The sequence below is a fragment of the Paeniglutamicibacter sp. ORCA_105 genome (assembly GCF_045798545.1).
GTDB lineage: Bacteria > Actinomycetota > Actinomycetes > Actinomycetales > Micrococcaceae > Paeniglutamicibacter > Paeniglutamicibacter sulfureus.
In genome coordinates this window covers 42,085-56,993 of sequence record NZ_JBIXLM010000028.1, presented here as the reverse complement: position 1 = coordinate 56,993, position 14,909 = coordinate 42,085, and the positions used below count along the sequence as shown (strand labels likewise).

The 14,909-nt window shown below is 55.5% G+C and carries 12 protein-coding genes and 1 pseudogene; 7 read left to right on the top strand and 6 right to left on the bottom strand.

Annotated elements, in window-relative coordinates; genetic code table 11:
- Both ACIPUB_RS14050 and ACIPUB_RS14045 read right to left on the bottom strand, forming a co-directional pair.
- The coding region (locus ACIPUB_RS14050) for an NAD(P)-binding domain-containing protein (protein WP_407607936.1) at window positions 1–525 on the bottom strand (525 nt) is incomplete at its 3' end.
- Window positions 526–635: 110 nt separating this feature from the next.
- Window positions 636–896, bottom strand: a complete 261-nt coding sequence (locus ACIPUB_RS14045) for a glycosyltransferase (RefSeq protein ID WP_407607935.1) — start codon at window positions 894–896, stop codon at window positions 636–638.
- A 1,189-nt stretch (window positions 897–2,085) separates the two neighbouring features.
- Between ACIPUB_RS14045 and ACIPUB_RS14040 the strand changes: the two genes are divergently transcribed.
- The 6 genes and pseudogenes from ACIPUB_RS14040 to ACIPUB_RS14015 all read left to right on the top strand — a co-directional run bounded on the left by ACIPUB_RS14040 (window position 2,086) and on the right by ACIPUB_RS14015 (window position 9,401).
- Complete coding sequence (locus tag ACIPUB_RS14040; RefSeq protein WP_407607933.1) at window positions 2,086–2,955, top strand: hypothetical protein; 870 nt, start codon at window positions 2,086–2,088, stop codon at window positions 2,953–2,955.
- Between the two features lie 327 nt (window positions 2,956–3,282).
- Entirely contained in the window at window positions 3,283–4,077 is a 795-nt protein-coding gene (locus ACIPUB_RS14035) for a hypothetical protein (protein WP_407607932.1), read from the top strand.
- Window positions 4,078–4,118: 41 nt separating this feature from the next.
- Window positions 4,119–4,847, top strand: coding sequence for a WecB/TagA/CpsF family glycosyltransferase (locus tag ACIPUB_RS14030; protein ID WP_407607931.1), 729 nt, complete (start codon window positions 4,119–4,121; stop codon window positions 4,845–4,847).
- A 466-nt stretch (window positions 4,848–5,313) separates the two neighbouring features.
- A complete protein-coding gene (locus ACIPUB_RS14025) occupies window positions 5,314–6,543 on the top strand; it encodes a lipopolysaccharide biosynthesis protein (protein ID WP_407607930.1) in 1,230 nt (409 codons plus the stop codon).
- 192 nt (window positions 6,544–6,735) lie between these two features.
- Window positions 6,736–7,803 (top strand): glycosyltransferase family 4 protein, encoded by a 1,068-nt coding sequence (locus ACIPUB_RS14020; RefSeq protein ID WP_407607929.1) that lies wholly within the window; start codon window positions 6,736–6,738, stop codon window positions 7,801–7,803.
- A 474-nt stretch (window positions 7,804–8,277) separates the two neighbouring features.
- Window positions 8,278–9,401: pseudogene (locus ACIPUB_RS14015) on the top strand (transposase).
- Window positions 9,402–9,809: 408 nt separating this feature from the next.
- On the opposite strand, the gene ACIPUB_RS14010 reads toward ACIPUB_RS14015, so the two are convergent.
- Window positions 9,810–10,409: a low molecular weight phosphatase family protein gene (locus tag ACIPUB_RS14010; protein ID WP_407607928.1), complete on the bottom strand. Its 600-nt coding sequence runs from the start codon at window positions 10,407–10,409 to the stop codon at window positions 9,810–9,812.
- A gap of 229 nt (window positions 10,410–10,638) precedes the next feature.
- On the opposite strand from ACIPUB_RS14010, the gene ACIPUB_RS14005 reads away from it, so the two are divergent.
- Complete coding sequence (locus ACIPUB_RS14005) at window positions 10,639–12,276, top strand: polysaccharide biosynthesis tyrosine autokinase (protein WP_407607927.1); 1,638 nt, start codon at window positions 10,639–10,641, stop codon at window positions 12,274–12,276.
- A 175-nt stretch (window positions 12,277–12,451) separates the two neighbouring features.
- On the opposite strand, the gene ACIPUB_RS14000 is transcribed toward ACIPUB_RS14005, so the two are convergent.
- From ACIPUB_RS14000 to flgL, 3 genes are all read right to left on the bottom strand, one after another.
- The gene (locus tag ACIPUB_RS14000; RefSeq protein WP_407607926.1) at window positions 12,452–13,312 is read right to left on the bottom strand and encodes a GDSL-type esterase/lipase family protein; all 861 of its coding nucleotides are present in this window, start codon (window positions 13,310–13,312) and stop codon (window positions 12,452–12,454) included.
- Between the two features lie 349 nt (window positions 13,313–13,661).
- Window positions 13,662–14,036: a flagellar assembly protein FliW gene (fliW, locus tag ACIPUB_RS13995; RefSeq protein WP_217389468.1), complete on the bottom strand. Its 375-nt coding sequence runs from the start codon at window positions 14,034–14,036 to the stop codon at window positions 13,662–13,664.
- Window positions 14,033–14,908, bottom strand: a complete 876-nt coding sequence (flgL, locus tag ACIPUB_RS13990) for a flagellar hook-associated protein FlgL (protein ID WP_407607925.1) — start codon at window positions 14,906–14,908, stop codon at window positions 14,033–14,035. The genes fliW and flgL overlap by 4 nt, the downstream gene beginning before the upstream one ends.
- Window position 14,909 lies beyond the last annotated feature (1 nt).

The window sequence follows — 14,909 nt, the reverse complement described above, 5'->3', positions numbered from 1 at the left end:
GATGCCGCCGACGATGCGGTCGTTGGTGACCAGTTCCTCCATGACGCGTCCCGGAAGCACGCGCTCCGGGCAGTGGGCGACGTGCAGGGTCGAGGAGTCCAGGTCCGGACGGGCAGCAAGTATGCGGTCGGCCATGTGCTGGGTTGCACCTGGAGGCGACGTCGATTCAAGGATGACCAACTCGTTGCCGCGCAGCTGCGGGGCAATCTTGTCGGCTGCGGCCTCGATGTAGGACAGGTTCGCGCTGCGGTCGGCGTTGAATGGCGTCGGCACCGCAACAATGAACGCGTCGGCGGACGGAGTGTCAAAGCTTGCGCTGAGGGTGCCATTGGCGACCGCGGCCGCCACGAAATCACCCAAAGCGGGTTCAACGAACGGAACCTCTCCGCGGTTGACGGCGTCAACAGTCCGCTCGGTGACGTCGACGCCCTTGACGATGATGCCCTTGGAGGCAAGGATTGCTGCCGTCGGCAGTCCGATGTAGCCCAGACCGACTACGGCAACTTCTTTGATACTCGTCACTATGACGTTTCCCCTTGGTTCTAGTGGGCGCGCCCAAGCGTGCAAACAGCCGAGGCACTGAAGTTCAGGAGGCTACGATTCGTAACCTCGACCAGAATACGGCATTAGTCCATTCACTGCAGTTGGTCGGAGATCAGTTTGTATGTCTCAGACAACATTTGCGCGTTGGCACTCCACGTGCGCTCGGCAAGCATTTGCTTCCTTCCAGCAGCACCCATCGAAGCTCTCTTCGATGAATGCTCGAGCAAAGTCTTGATTGCCACGGCGAGTTGGTGAGAGTCGTCAGGTTCCACGAGTAGGCCAGTTTCCCCATGCACGATGAGCTCGCGCAAGGCAGGCAAGTCCGCCGCAACTGTGGGGACTTCGCAGGCCAACGCCTCGCGGGCTTCAGTGGCGTTACTGCCCGCGTCACCGAAAGATTCCTGCGCGGAACCACGAAAATATCCAACACGCAATTAGATAGGCGCGGGCTTCGCTGCGCGGGACCCGACCCGGGAAGAGGCAATACTCGAAAAACATCGAGTGATCTACTCAAGTTCCTGGAGTTTGTTAGCTTCAACACCACCGTAAAGCGTTGCGTTAGGGCGTCTCGATGAAGTAATCGAGGCAATCCAGATGCTGGCAAAGTTGAATTCTCGGGCGAGGGCAGACGCCACGCCCATACGAACCCTTTCGCGCCCCGCAGGATGGAAGGTGACATGGATGAAGCGTGAAAGCGCCTCGCCACGTCCCTCTTTTTGGCCTCCTGTATGTTGGCAATCTCTAATCTTGGCTCGCCCATCACAGTGCCCACGCGCAAATTACGTTCGGAAATTCTGCATGCCTCAAAAAGAATTTTTGGTGAGACTGTGCAACTTTGAGTCTCCGCCCTTTTCATGGCCAGCGACCGGTCATGATTTAAACGGTGATGAGCGTGCACTGATAGAGTTTGCTCGAGTTTGCCATTTGCTGGAGAAAAGCTATTGGTGGGCGGCAAAATCGCGTAGGCCGAGGTTTGTAGGGCCTTAGTCATTAAATACCAGAGTTGGTCGTCATTGGGGGAATAGATTGATTTCGTGGATCAGGGAAACTGTGGCTCATAGTTCTCCGGCAATCAGGGAGATTGTTGGAGGGGTGGCGGGGTACCTGCCTTCTTACCTCCGATTTGGCAAGGACTTTACCGAGACGTTGGAGTCAATCGGTGAAGCAAGATCCAACCCTGAGTGGGGACGGGATGAGCAGAGACGATTGCTAAGTAATGTGCTGACCATCGCAGCCACTGCTCCCTATTATCACAACGGGGGCTTCTTAACAGAGAGCCTAGTGAGTAGGGCAGATCCATATGAGGCTCTTCGACGTTTGCCTGTCCTAGGACGCGCAAATATCGTAGAAGATCCTGATGCTTTCCTGACATTGGATAAGTCACAGGTCAGTCTTATGACTACAAGTGGTTCCTCGGGGAAGCCCGCCGTTTTCTGGTTAAATAAGAGGCGCGGATCGAGCGAGTGGGCATATGTGTGTGACGGCTGGCGATCGGCTGGATACCAACCGAGCGCATGGAGAGCGGTTGTTCGTGGAATCGACTTGGGCCAGCGTCACGGTCGTAAGTTCTTGCGTGCCCATTCAACTAGGGAATTGTTGTTCAGTGCTTTCAATCTGGACGAAGAATCCGTTGAATACTATTGGCGTCAGATAGTTCGACACAAGGTGGAGTATCTCCACGGCTATCCTTCGGCGCTGGCCCAGTTTGCCCAGATCGCCATGAAATTAGATTCGAGCCACCGTCACGAAATTCGCGGTGTTTTTCCGGTTTCCGAATCAGTCCTTGACCCGCAACGCGAAGTAATTGCGCGAGCGTTTCCAAACTCTCGATTAGTCCCGTTTTATGGACTAAGTGAGCGTGTCGCGATGGCTGAGTACGATGAAGTACTTGATGCATACCGTTTTTACCCGCTATACGGTTATGTGGAGGTTGTAGACGACCACGGCGAACCGGTGGAGTTGGGGCAAAGTGGCCGCATTGTTGCAACTGGCTTGCGGCTAACGGCAGCACCCTTGCTAAGGTATGACACCGGCGATCGGGCCACTCTTATCGGCTACGACGCGTGTGGTAGTCCGGTAGTCAGACATTTGGCAGGGAAGAGAGCTCAAGAACATCTGGTCGGCAGTTCTGGCGGACTAATTTCGTCCTCTGCCCTGAATTTGCACTCAGTTTCCTACAAGGGCATCTTCGCCTACCGTCTCGTTCAGGAAAAACAGGGAGAAGTAGATGTACTAGTCGTTCCTGCAGAAGGCAATGGTATCGAAGCAGCCGAGCGGCTTGTGAATGAGTTCCAAGTGAAGTGCGGAAAAGAAGTCAAGTTTCGTTCAGTTATTACTTCTCATATACCCGACACGATCAACGGAAAAATACGTCTTATTGACCAACGGATTGTAGGAACTCCCAAAGAATAAAATATCTGGCGATTGATATTAATCTTGAGCCAATCAAACACGCCAGCAATACACAACAATGAAAGGTTCAGCATGACCTCGACGATACATGCGGCCCAAAGAGCGGCCTTGGCTTTCGCTGAGCGGAGCGACTTTGCGGGCCCCGATCCATACGACGGATTGACTTCGCCGATGGCTGGCCTGCTCTATGGGCGGCTTCCAAGGCAAGCCTGGGTACAGGCTCACAAACGCCTAGGTGCACGGTTGAGGGCAGTAACTGGCGTTAAGCCACTGCGGATGGCCAAAGCCGTCGCGTTATTCGCTAACGGCTGCGCTCTGACAGGAAATATGAAGCTGGCCAATCACTTGGTGGATGACCTCCTTGAAATGCAGATTAAGGGAGGCCCATGGGGCTATGAATTCGACGTACAGACACGATGGGGATACTACCCAAAGGGCTCGCCGAATGTTGTGGCGACCGCATACGCACTTCGGGCCATCAGTAGCGTCGACAGAATAGAGGAAGTCTCGGACTCAGTCCGGGAGTGGCTCGGATCGCTCTGGGATCCTAGGGGCTTCTTCCGCTATACGCTGGAATCGGATGCTCTGATCCACAATGGGAGTTTATTGGCCGCAGAATCTCTGGCGCGACTTGGCGGGTTTGACGACAGGATCCCGAAGGCTATAGAGACGACGGTTAGTGCACAAGACGATGTGGGGTCTTGGCCATACGGCCGCGGGGCAGGGCTAGAGTGGAAGGACAGTTTCCACACAATATATGTGATGGACAGTCTTTCTTTCTTGGAAAAGCATGGCTTCGACATCGGTACATCGGTAGAGACTGGACTTGAGTACTGGAAGCAGCATTTTTTCACAGAGGCCATGAGACCTACTTACTTCGCTGATTCGAAAGCCCCGTCTCGCGACGTACATAATGTAGCGACGGTTGCTGGTGCCATGATCGACTATCGGAAGTTCGGACTTGACCAGCATTTCATCGATTCCGTTCTTGGCTATCTCGTTGAATTTCAGGCTAATGATGGGGGTTTCAGGAATTCGGCGAATAGCCTTCCGTTTATGCGATGGAATCAGGGCCATGCTTTCCTGGCGCTGAGTAAGCACATCGCTGCAGCTAGGAATTGATAACAATGAAGAATCATAGTCCTCGAATACTTGGCACGCGCGTGGATGCGCTGACCATGGATGAAAGCATTGATGAAGCCATTCGCCTTATTGAAACTCGGCAATCGGCCCAGCATGTGGTCGTCAACGCCGCCAAACTCGTTGCGGCAGTCGCCGACGACGACCTGCGAGCAATCATCGATGGATGTTCAATCGTGAACGCAGATGGTCAAGCAGTAGTGTGGGCCAGCAGGCTTCTGGGATGTCCCTTGCCCGAGCGTGTCACTGGAATTGACTTTATGAATCGACTTGTAGACGTTGCTGCTCAGCGTGGTTATGGCATATTTCTACTCGGAGCGGAACCTGACGTATTGGCGGCTGTCGAGGAGGAATTCGTTCGTCGGGGAGCCTCTGTTGTTGGTCGTGCCGATGGATTCTGGCGAAGGCATCTCACTGACAAGGAACTCGTCAACGAAATTGCACAGCTTCAGCCGGACATACTCTTTGTTGCATTGCCATCGCCTATGAAAGAAAATTTCCTGGCCGAAAATCTCCGCCAAATACCGACCGGTTTGTGCGTCGGAGTTGGTGGTTCGTTTGACGTAATCGCGGGGCGGACGCAGCGAGCGCCCGCTTGGATGCAGCGTTCAGGAATTGAATGGTTTTTCCGGTTGGTACAGGAGCCTCGGCGCATGTTCAAACGGTACCTCGTTGGCAACACGAAGTTCATTTACTATGTCCTGCGTGAGTGGACATCCCAGCAGGCAGTGCGAAGGCGAGACCATTCATGAGCCTTGTCTTTTACCGTATTGGCAACTGGCTCCACCTCCGCTCGATTCCGGTGATTCCCCGCATCTGTACAGTCGTTGGACGCCTGGTTCTTGGCGCCTACATCCCTTCTAGCGCTTCATTGGGAAAGAGGGTAAAGATCGCATACGGAGGTTCTGGGTTGGTCATTCATCCGCGAGCGGTCATTGGAGACGATTGTCTACTCTCCCCTGGTGTGGTAATAGGTGGTCGAGGAGGGCATACGGAAGTCCCTATCCTAGAGGCTGGAGTCCAGGTATTCCCTGGTGCCAAAATTCTCGGACCCATTAGGGTAGGAGAAGGTTCTCAAATCGGAGTCAATGCAGTCGTTGTGAAGGATTTGCCATCTAGAAGTCGCGTGGTAGCGCCAGCTTCTCGCGTATTGGATCCCTTGGTTTGAAAACAGTGGGCTTCTCTTCTACGCTTTGGAGTTCACTAGGCGTCTTGGTAGTGCGCGTCGCAGGAGCTCTTTTGATATTGTGTCTCGTTGCTATCGTCGCGCTCCACCACGGTAAAGTAGCCGTCGGGCTTAACGGCATTCTCTGGAGTGCTGCAGTGATTGCTCGGACAGCCGGAACTTTTGGTTTGGACCTGATTTCACTTCGCGCGATTGCAACGGTTCAGGAACAAGGTCGCGACATTGGGCCCATAGCAGCAAGGTACCGAAGCGTCCTATTTCGGATTTGGGCAGTTTGTATCAGTGTTGTCCTGCTCATCTGCTTTGTTATTGCGTTCTGGTCTAGTGAAGTAGCTACGGTGCTGCTGATCTGTCTCATCGCATGCGCAGCGTCTGGAATGCAAAGACTCTGGTACGTACATATGATTGCCAGCGGTCGAATACACCTGGCGCAGTCGATTGAGTCTGTTGGGCTGCCCCTCCTAGCTATAGTCGGTGCGCTCCTGACTTCTGGGGCTGGTGTTGCTGCGCTTCTAATTTCACAGGCAGTTGCCTATCTTATTACTGGCATTGCTTTTTGGCTTCTGTCGCCGGGGAGAGGAGCGGTCCCTGCCAAAGACCACCGCATTATCTGGAGAGCCGTATCAACCAATTTTTTCGCTTCTGCATTTACTGCCATCGCGGTTCGCGCACCGATCTTCTTCGTAGGTGCCACTTCAGCCGCTTCTGCAGGTGCCTATGAAATCGCGCAGCGTGTGCAGTCAGCAGGGTCACTTGGAGTGACGGCCGTTTCTACTAGTGTTTTGCCGGTATTGGCTCGTACGGCGAAGTCGGCACGGCGTAGGACGATGGGACTGCAGCTTGCCGGCATGGGGGTGTTGGCGTGCCTTATGCCGGCAACATTGCTCATGGGTCTCCTCTTAATTGGAGAGGATCGGGCGAGGGGTATTTTAGGTGACGAGTACGGTGACGTGTGGCTACCGACAACCATACTAATGGTGGCAGCCCTAGTGAATGCCTCGACGAGCTGCATTAGCAACTTGCTTGCTGTCTCCTCTCTTGAAAGTTCTTTTCTGGCAACGAGTGCGCTTCAACTTTGTGTGCTGTTGGCTACGCTGGCATGGCTTCAAGACGCTTCACCTCTATCGGCAAGCATCGCCGTGCTCGTGTCTGAGGCTGTGCGAAGCCTTGGGCTTGTTGTTGCGTTTATCGTCAAGTACCAGCCACTGGAATCGCCGCATGGAATATCCAATGAAAAAATGTCAATGAACGAATTAGACTGATACACATGATGGCTCTGATCGAGTCCATTTCAAAGCTGGACGACCTAGAGCAGTTAATGATTCTTCGGTCATTCGAAATGATACGCACTTTTAGCTCGGCGAAGTGATCCTGCATATTCATAGTATGAGCGAGAATACGATTCCTCCTATGACCTATTAGCCAGAATAATTTAGATCAGAATGGACGTTGTCATGAAGCAGAATTTTCCGAAGTTGAGTGTCCTAATCATTGGTCCAGAACCGGGCGCACAAGGTGGTGTGGGTGTGCTCATGGGCCATCTGCGTGATAGCGGGTCATCAAGCAGTTCTTTGCGATTTTTAAACCCTGGCTCATCGGGTGCCAGAAGGGGCGCAGCGTTCGTCAGCGCCGTGTACCAAATAGTCGCGTCGAGACGATCAGTGGATCTAGTCCATTTCAATGTTGCTTCACGTGGCTCCACATTCAGGAAGATCCTTCTGAGTTTGGTCGTAAGAGCATGCAGGATTCCCTATGTAATCCATCTTCACGGGGCAGGCTATCGCCAATTCGTGGAACGGCTGGCACCGTGGCAGTTCGGCTTCGTAGTCAAATTCTTTGCGTCTGCCCAGAGAGTTCTCGTTCTGGGAGAGGGGTGGCGAGACTACGTTGCGAATACAATCGGGGTCGACAAAATGTCGATCGACGTCGTACCGAACGCTGTTCCTGGCCCTGATAAAGTTGTCGACTCCGTAAGAGACGAATGCTACATGGTCTTCTCCGGACGTTTGTCAGAGCGTAAAGGTGTTCGCGAACTACTGGCCGCGCTGCCAAAGATCTCCCCCAAACTACCGTGGCGCCTCGGACTTGCTGGGGACTTCGACGACTCAATCCCAGCGGATGAACTGCGACAGCTGTCTCAAGACCCGCGTTTCAATTTGCTCGGTTGGTTGTCTCAAGACGAGCTGGGCCGTGAGCTTGATCGCGCTTCGATTTATGTCCTGCCATCCCATGCCGAAGGATTGCCCCTCGGACTACTTGATGCGATGGCTCATTCTTGTGTCCCAGTCGTAACGCCGGTCGGGGCCATTCCTGAGGTGGTCATTAACGACCACAATGGCATCTTAGTTCCGGTGGGATCTGCGGACGCTCTGAGCGTTCAGCTTGAGCGTCTCTTAGGGGACCCGAGCAAGGTCCAACGAATCCGAATGCAAGCCAGAAAAACGTGGGAGGAATCTTATTCCATGAAAAACTATCGAAGCCACCTTGATGATGTGTATCGTAAGTGTGACCGACGTTTGTGACTTGTGATTGTTTAATGTAATCCTTGAAAGCTCTTCTTGTGTCGGCCATAAATCAAAAGCGCAGTAGGTCAGATCGTCGTGCCTATTACGCGAGAGGGACCATTGCACTATTTTAAGAGACTTGTAATCGTATTTCTTCGCTCCCGATTTTGGGTTTCATTTTCATAGGAGCTCAGAGTGCCAAATAGCTGTGAGACTGACTGTAGCTGGTCTGGGACTGGCTGGATAGTTATCGGCCGTTCCACCCTTTGATCGTGACTCACTAAGTAGCTGACCCTCACGGTGTCCTTCTGAGGACCTGTCCGTTCAAGTGGGTGGGCCGGTACCCGTCCGGCCCACCGCGGCAGCTTCATTAGTAGATTGTCTACCCTTACGGGCGTGACCCCTCACAGTTCTGTTCCGTCGTGATTCCTAGCCGGACCGGTACCGGCCGATAACGGCCGCAAACCAAGTCCGACACGAAGGAATAGAACGGTGACCGCTATGTCTATCGTCGCTCATTGATACCCGTTTGTCGTTGGTGTCGACACTCACCCACTCAACTGCGTCTACGCCATCCTCGACGCCACCAACGGCGCAGTGCTGGATACGCAGTCGATACCGACCACCGCGGCCGGCATCAACCGGGCCATCAAATGAGTGGCTCGCCGCACCCCGACGCTGACGCTGATACCCTTTGGGTGATTGAGGGAGGTGCATCCTATGGAGCGATCCTCGCCGGTACCGTGGCCACCCACGGAATTCCCGTCGCCGAGGCCCCGCGCATTGACGCGAAAAAGAACCGCGGCATCGGAAAATCGGATTCACTGGACGCCCAACGGACGGCCCGAGCCGTTCTTCCATTGCAGATTGAGAAACTGCGTTGCCCCCGCTTAAATGAAGGGACCCGCGAGGGGTTGCGGATACTGGTGACCGCTCGCGAATACAAGTTCAAGGACCGTACCCGTTCGATCAATGCTTTGAATGCTTTGAATGCTTTGAATGCTTTGAATGCTTTGGTGCGCAGCAATGGCCTGGGCGTTGATGCCCGCAAGAAACTCACCCCAACTCAGATTGATCGAGGAGATTTCCCGGTGGCGTGAGCGCGAGGAAGATCTGGCGGTGGGTATCGCCCGTGCCGAGGCAGTCCGCCTGGCCAAACACATTTTGGCGTTAGCTGAGCAGCTGAAGTCCAACGAGCACAAACTGGATTAGTTGTTCAGCGTCAGCGAGGCCGCGCCCCTGTTGGAGGAGAATGGGTTCGGTGCGGTGACAGTCGCAAAATGTTTGTTGGCGAGGTCGCACGAGGGTCGGGTTCGCAGCGAGGCTGCCTTCGCCTGTCTGGCGGGGGTGAATCCCATCCCCGCGTCGTCGGGGAACGCGGAGCGACACAGATTGAACCGGGGCGGCGACCGGCGGCTAAACAGCGCGTTGCTCTCGGCCGCATCGACCCGAATGACTCATGACCAAGAGACCCGCACATATGTTGAAAAGCGGCGCGCGCAAGGCAAAACAGATCGGGAGATCGGAGGTGCGTCAAGCGGTTCTTGGCAGCCCGCCGTGTCTTTAAGGTCTTGACCACTTCAGCCCAAGAAAGGAATGTTCCGGAAGCCGCTTGACAGACATAGAAGGGTCCTCAGGAGGCTGTTCTGGCTTGTTGGTGTGACCTCGCAACATTATGTACACCGAATCTCATGACTTCGATGACATTTAGTCTCAGGGCTTCGTTTCGTTCCACAGCTGTTACCGAAGGCTCCGTCCATACGCTAACGCTCATGGCCTACAGGCGGATTTACTAGTCCGCATGCCTCTGAATTCGGGAATAGCGGACGAAGTGAGGATGCTTGATGATTTGAGCACCGAATTGTTGAAAATATTGAGGACATTGATGACTATTCCAGACTCGGCGTGCCATCTGATCGCAGCGTTCCTATCTGCCAATCGATGCAAGTGCTGGACGGCTTTTGATTTCCATAAGGCCTTCACATGTTAGTGCCTTCTGGACGATGCTGCGACGAGTTAGTCGTTCACTTCTCGGTTGCGTAAGAGGACTCGAACTTGACGATCGATCTGAGGGAGGGAAGCAGTTCATCGACCATGCGGTCGTACACGGGATCGCTTTGACGATACGGATCAACGACATCCAAATTTCCTGCCAACTTCATACGCGCCGAGTGCCGCACTAGCTGGGCGGCCTTGAGTATCGCAGCCCAGCGTGTATCCACAGTCGTTGGATCGCTTCCGTTGGGCAGGGTGTCGTCTGGCATTGCCGCCAATTCGTCCAGAACTGCAGCAAATTCCCGAACAGTGTATGTACGCTTGAGCAGCCTTGGGCTCATTGCAACGATGCGGCTTCGATGCTCGTCGGTCAAGGCAAGTATTAGGTCATAGCCGATCGCGGTTTCTGCGTTAATCTGCCTTGCTACGAATCCATCGCTGTCCACGCCGACATCACGCAACTTCAATGAAGACCGCTCATCCATATGATGTCCAACCAACGCGTGGGATCCTGCACTGCGAATCTTAAATGACTCGGGGGAGATACGGTCTAGTTCGCTTTGAAGAAACAGCTCGGCATAAGGTGAACGGCAAATATTGCCGGTGCAGACTGTGAGGATCCTGATCATAACTTGATCTTAGTCAATCTTGTGAGTCTTCAGCGAGTGAGCCGTGGCAACAAAACTCCGCAGGCCTTCGCCTCTTGAAATCGATCGGATGTAATCACAGCTGCTATACGTGATGGCTGTCTTGTGCCGTCAGGGGCCGAATGTCCAAACTATGCATCAATTCCAGCTAAGATTGAATCAAACCCCAAAGTCTTTTCGACTGCGCGCAAATTTACCGGGAGCACTATCAGTGGAACAACTTGAAGAAAATGTAGCGGACGGCCCGGACTTGAGGCAGTATCTGCGTACGTTGCGCACGTTTTGGCGAAGCATCACCAGCGTCGTCCTAATTGCAGTTATCTGTGCCTTCGGTTGGACCTTTACACAGCAGCCTTTATACGCCGCGTCAGCATCCGGCCTCGTCATCGCCAGCGGATCGGACACAGCGGCCTTGGCCCTGTCAGGCGATAGCTTGGCAAAGTCGCGGGCAATTAGCTACAAGAGCATTGCAGCCACTCGGACTGTGGCCGAACGCGTGCGGGATGACCTGAAACTAGATACAAGTGCCGAGCAGCTTCTAGGGCAGCTCGAAGTCGAACTGCCTACGGGCACTGCCGAAGTGCGTTTGAGTATCACCAACGCTGATCCCGTTTTGGCGCAGAAGACCGCGAATGCCTGGGTGGACGCCCTCGCTGAACAAGTCGCGGAAATTGAGTCAGGCTTCGCCAGTGGATCGTCGAATGAGGAATCATTCGTTCAACTAGTTCCACTTGTCAATGCCGAAGTACCGACATCCCCGGTTTCGCCAAACACGAAGCTCTCCATTGCACTCGGAGCGGTACTAGGACTGGCGCTTGGTATCGGCTATGCGTTACTACGGCAGCATTTGGATCGCCGCGTTCGATCCGTGGAGGATCTCGAAAAACTCGGCACGTCGGTGATCGGCACTATCCCTTTGGATCCGCGCTTGGTGAACAACCGAACGGTCGTCGACACGGGTGCCTTGGACCATGACGATCGTGCTTCGCATCCCTTTGCCGAGGCCCTTCGCGAACTGCGAACCAACCTCACCTACGTTGATGTCGACAAGCCGGCACGGATTATCCTTGTGACTTCCTCCGTTCCCGGTGAAGGCAAGTCATCCGTGGCTGCAAACCTGGCGATTGCCATTGCTTCCACTGGTCGTCAAACGATTCTTGTCGATGCAGACCTGCGTCGTCCGGTGGTGACTGACGTGTTCGGCCTTCCAGGAGGCGCCGGACTCACTGATGTACTCAGCCATCAGGCAACGCTTGACGACGTTCTGCAGCCGTATGGACCCATCCCCAATTTGTCGATCCTTGCCGCCGGGCGGATTCCGCCGAACCCTTCGGAGCTTTTGGGCTCACAGGCAATGCTTGCCTTGCTTGATGACATGAGCCGCGATGCTTTCGTACTTATCGATGCACCGCCGCTCCTACCGGTCACCGATGCAGCGGTGCTGAGCAACTTCGTCGACGGTGTCTTGGTTGCAGTCAAGGCAGACTCCACATCCACTGATGAAGTAGCCAAGTCGTTGAGCAACCTACACAAGGTTGGTGCGCACATTCTGGGATTCGTCCTGAACCAGGTCCCAACGACTGGCGCCCGAGCCGCCAACTATGGCTACTACGGTCAGTACTACTACGCTTCCGAGGAACCGCAGGCAGGCTCGACGAAAAAGACGAAGCCGAGCCGCCGCCTGAAGCAGGCAGTTCCAGTGCAGGCACCCATGCGAACTGTAGAGCCACAGACCGCGGCTGTTGTCCAAGTGGACGACAACGATTCAGGGGCAACTTACATCCCGGCGGATGCTGAATTCGACGATGTGCTTACTACGCGAGCAGGTATGCGGCACCTGAGGCGCTAATCCTCGCAAACTAAACCGCTCGTATCCGGCCACAGCTGCCAGATACGAGCGGTTTCTTGTTTCATCAATAGATCTTTGCGTGATTCCGAGGGTGGGCCGGTTCGAGACCCTTTCGATCGAGCTTCCCTTGAAGGGATTCGTGGACCCATAGAGCGCTTGTGCGCGATTGCGTCACTCAGAGGTGGCGTTTCACCACCGGGTAATAGCCCTTGAGATACCCGTCGGTGGTGGGGTGAAGATTGAATGGATCATCCAGACCAGCCGGAACCACCTGGTTGAAGTAGATCCATGGGTTATTCGCGCCGAGACCATGGTTGTTGAATGCCCCGGTAACTGAAACGAACTTGGCACTGGTACGCTTCGTGGCCTTCTTGATGGCCAGGTTGAGCGCATCACCCAGGCGATTCAGTTGTTTGGCCCGCGTGGCGGTGATGAGCGGCTGGTCCCCGTTTGAAGTGGTGAACAGTCGCGGGTAGCCAAGTACCAAGATCTTGCCGCGGGTGGCGGCGTCAAGCGTGCGCAGGGTCTGGTGCGCGGATGCCCCGATCGTTGGGATGGCCAGATTTCCCAGGCGCAAGGCGCCCTCGCAGGCGGCATCGCTTCCCAGCGTGCTGCAGGCCGTGACGATCCCTCTGATATCGAGGTCGTTGGCGCCCAGGGTGAGGGTCACCAATTCGGCACCGGCCAGGTAAGGCGTCAGCAGCGGCACAGTACCTGCGATTTGGGCCGTGGTGAGGCCGGCACAGGCGGCATTAGCGGTGAGGTTGACTCTAGGCCGCGCGTCCAACGCCGTGACGTGAGTTGGTCCGCTGCCTTGGAGGCAGCCGGGCGGCATCATCGGGTTTTGGGCCAGGGTTCCTGAACCGAAGCCAGCGGAGTATGAATCGCCGAGATTAACGTAATCAATGACCTTGGATTGGGTCTTGGTTTGGGCGGCCGTAGCGGTGGCCGGGGCGATGCCGGTGAACGTGAGGGCAAGCGCCGCGGCGCCGATGCCCAGCGTGGTGAGGAAACGAAATTGTCTTCTGCGAGCCATGAGGATTGAACCTGTCTCAAGATGGCGGTGCACGGTGGGGCACACCGGATCAAGCCCGAGTGCACGGGCGGCAAGTGACGCACACGTGTGTCCCCGTGCACGTGGGTGGTCCAACCCCAAGGTCTCGCCACAATCCGACCCCCCAAGCGAGGATTGGTTCAGCTGCCGGCAGGCCAGAAAGGACTGGTCCGCGAGTATTGTCAATCGTAAGCTCCGTAGTTCACGGAGAACATACTTGTGGGGAAGTCAGGTACCCCCACATTGAGCAACTCCAGCCATTGTCCACCCTGGGTGAGCCCGCATCAGAGTGAATGGCATGTGGCGGGAAGCCAGTTCCGGAACCGAAACCTTAGAGGGGCAGTGCCGAGCGGATGGGCCAGTCCTGGCCCTCGAGGATGACCTGTGCACAGCTGCCGGTGTCGGCGTTGAACACCAGCGGAGCGAAGAGGTTGACGCTCGCTTGGTGGTCGGAGGTATTCACAATCACCAGGACGCCTCGGGAGCCAGGCTCCGGGTCTCCCACCAGCGCCATTTGCTCGTTGGTGAAGACGGGCTTGTAGTCGGTCAGGTGCAGGGCCGCATCCAACACGAAGAGGCGAAGCCCGGCTGCCTGGGGAGAAGCCAACGCGTACAAGCCAAGTGCTCCCTCCACCGGTTCCAAGGACAACGTGGTGGCTTCGGGGAACCCGGGCAAGGCCGCTGCCGGAACCAATACGCGGCTCATCGCAGGAAGTCCATCAACGAGGGCTGCAAGGTGCGCGAAGCCGCGGACAAGGCCGCTTGGTAGGCAACCTCCTGGGTCTTGAGTTCCAAAATGACAGAACCCAAATCGATGTCCTCGATCCCGCTGCGCCGCGCCTCCAAGGAAACGGAGTCCGAGAGCAACGCATCTTCGGCGGCGAGGACCGCTGCGTGGCTGGCACCAATAGTTGCCTGGGATCCCAGGACCTTTTGCAGGCTCACATCAACCTCGCCGATTCGGGAGGAAATATTGGCGCCCGCGCGCAGATCAGCGGCGATGTTCTTGATCAGTTGAAACACGCTGGTGTTGCCCTCTCCAAATACCTGGGCGCCGTCGGCATCGACACGGACGCTCGAGTTTGTTCCGATGCGGCGTTCCACGCCGCTGGTGCCGGAGAACCCATAGGAACTGTCCACTGCACTGGCTTGGTCGGATGTGCCGGCAAAGACGTGACGACCCATGAACTGGGTGTTTGCAGCGTTGAGCATGGCATCGTGCAGTTGTTCGAGTTCCAGAGCGATGGCTTCCTTGGCATCCGGTGCCAAGGCACCGTCGTTGGCGCCCTTGACCGTGAGGTCGCGTACCTGCTGGAGGATGTCGGTGGCGGTTGTCAGCGCCTGGTCCGTGGTGGAGAGCCAGCCGTTGGCATCCTGCACGTTGCGGGAGAACTGCTCGTTCTGGCGCTGCTGCGTCCGCAAGGCCATGACATTGGCGGTGCCGGCGGGGTCGTCGCTGGGCCGACCGATTTCCTTGTGGGTGCCGGCCTTGTTCTGGATCGTGGCGAGCCGGTTCATGGCGGCCTGCAGGTTGCGCTCGGTATTGGTGGTCAGCGATGCGGTGGTGATTCGAGTCATG

Bases quoted from the DNA above. Each gene is read 5' to 3' on its own strand.
- ACIPUB_RS14035 (WP_407607932.1), top strand. From the start codon at position 3,283: ATGAAGCTGGCCAATCACTTGGTGGATGACCTCCTTGAAATGCAGATT.
- ACIPUB_RS14020 (WP_407607929.1), top strand. From the start codon at position 6,736: ATGAAGCAGAATTTTCCGAAGTTGAGTGTCCTAATCATTGGTCCAGAA.
- ACIPUB_RS14010 (WP_407607928.1), bottom strand. From the start codon at position 10,409: ATGATCAGGATCCTCACAGTCTGCACCGGCAATATTTGCCGTTCACCT.
- ACIPUB_RS14000 (WP_407607926.1), bottom strand. From the start codon at position 13,312: ATGGCTCGCAGAAGACAATTTCGTTTCCTCACCACGCTGGGCATCGGC.
- fliW (WP_217389468.1), bottom strand. From the start codon at position 14,036: ATGAGCCGCGTATTGGTTCCGGCAGCGGCCTTGCCCGGGTTCCCCGAA.
- flgL (WP_407607925.1), bottom strand. From the start codon at position 14,908: ATGACTCGAATCACCACCGCATCGCTGACCACCAATACCGAGCGCAAC.